Here is a 1,981-nt window from a genome sequence, read left to right on the forward strand (position 1 = left end):
AAAAAGCGAATGTTAATGCCGCAGGTGGTTTTTTTATTACTCCCGATACCGAGAGATTGATTCGGGGGGTTGGCAGAATCGAATCGATCGAAGACCTCCAAAAATCGACAATTGTATCCCGTAATGGCACCCCTGTTAGACTGCAAGATGTGGCTGATGTCCAAATTGGTGCGGCATTAAAACGGGGCGATGGCAGTTTTAACGGTAAGCCAGCAATTATCGTAATGGTGAATAAGCAGCCCAGCTATGATACGCCCACTGTCAGCCGTGCGGTGGAAAAAGCGATTGCCGAAATTAAAGTTGGCTTGCCCAAAGACATTAAAATCACGACCACTTTTCGTCAAGATAGTTATATTGAATCTTCCGTCGATAATGTCCGGTCTTCGTTGATTCAAGGTAGTATTATTGCCGCGATTATTCTGATTCCCTTTCTGTTGAATTGGCGAATTCTGACGGTATGTTTATTAGACTTTTTCTTGACATTGCTATTTGGGATGTTAGTACTGTCGTGGTTGGGAGTTGGTTTGAATACCATGACATTAGGCGGCTTGGCAGTAGCAATTGGAACCGCGATCGATGATGCGATCGTCTATGGTGAAAATACCTATCGTCGTCTGCGCGAAAATAAAGCTGAGGGCGATCCACTCACGCCGCTAGAAATCATTTTTGAAGGTTCTGAAGAAGTGCGCGATTCACTCATCGGCGCAACAATTATTGGGATTATTGTCTTCTCACCGATCTTTACCTTACCAGGGGTTGAAGGGAAGATTTTTACGCCGATGGGGATTGCTTATTTAGCAGTAGTTGTTGTTTCTAGTTTAGAATCTTTGCTCGTTTCTCCAGCTTTATGTGCGATTTTATTGCCTGCCACTAAGGTATCGCAGCGAGAACCGTGGCTGGCGAGATTTTGCAAGGCGATTTATGGCGCGTGTTTGAATTTTTCGATGAAAAATCCGCTCTTAATAATGGGAAGTGCTACGGCTTTGACAGTTGCATCAAAGATAGATAATACTTCATTTGGCAGAGCATTTTTACCAGAGTTTCAGGAGCAAACGATGGTAAACACATTATTATCCTACCCAACTGTTTCCCTCGAAATTAGCACCAAAGCGGGTCATGTGGTCGAGGAGTCACTGAAAAACGATAAGCGGTTTACATTCATTCAAACTCGCGCCGGACGAGCTGCTGGCGACTCTGATGCCGCAGGTGTGAATCTGGCTCACGTTGATGTCGAAATCAGTAAACTAGGGATGCAAAATCGGCAAGAATCGCTCAAAGTAATGCGCCAAGCATTCGAGAAAATACCAGGTGCAGCCGCAAATATCGGCGGGTTTCTACAACATCGAATGGATGAAGTTTTATCGGGGGTACGAAGTTCGATCGCGGTGAAAATTTTTGGTTCTGACTTAGCCGAGTTACGGAAAATCGGCCAAGAAGTAGAAAAACAAATGGCAACAGTCGATGGTGTTGTCGATTTACAACTCGAACCCCAGTTACCAGTACCGCAGATTCAAATTAAATTCGATCGCGATGCTGCCAGTCGTTACGGGCACACGGTGGGAGATTTGTCTGAGACGATCGAAACTGCCCTCAATGGCAAGGTCGTTTCTAAAGTGCTGGAAAATCAACAATCTTTCGATTTAGTTGTCTGGTTAAAACCAGAAGCGCGGCAGAGTCTAGAAACCATTCGCAATCTCTTAATCGATACTCCCAACAATCAAAAAATCCCGTTAGCTAGTATCGCCAAGATCGAACAAGGAAAAGGGCCGAATACCATCAATCGAGAGAATGTCTCGCGCCTAATCGTCGTTTCAGCTAATGCTAAAGGTCGCGATATCCGCTCGGTTGCTACGGAGATCGAAACTAAAGTTAAAAGCAATGTCCAGTTATCAACGGGATATTTTATTCAATATGCAGGTCAATTTGAAGCTGAAGAACGTGCCAGTAAAAACATTTTAGTTTTCAGCGGGATCGCGTTTGT

Annotated in this window: 1 protein-coding gene; it reads left to right on the top strand. The window is 44.4% G+C overall.

Annotated features, from left to right (window positions below; genetic code table 11):
• Positions 1-1,981 (top strand): efflux RND transporter permease subunit (locus tag RMO35_RS18705; protein WP_309743037.1); only part of this gene is annotated, 1,981 nt, incomplete at both ends.

The organism is Chamaesiphon sp. OTE_20_metabat_361, assembly GCF_031364565.1.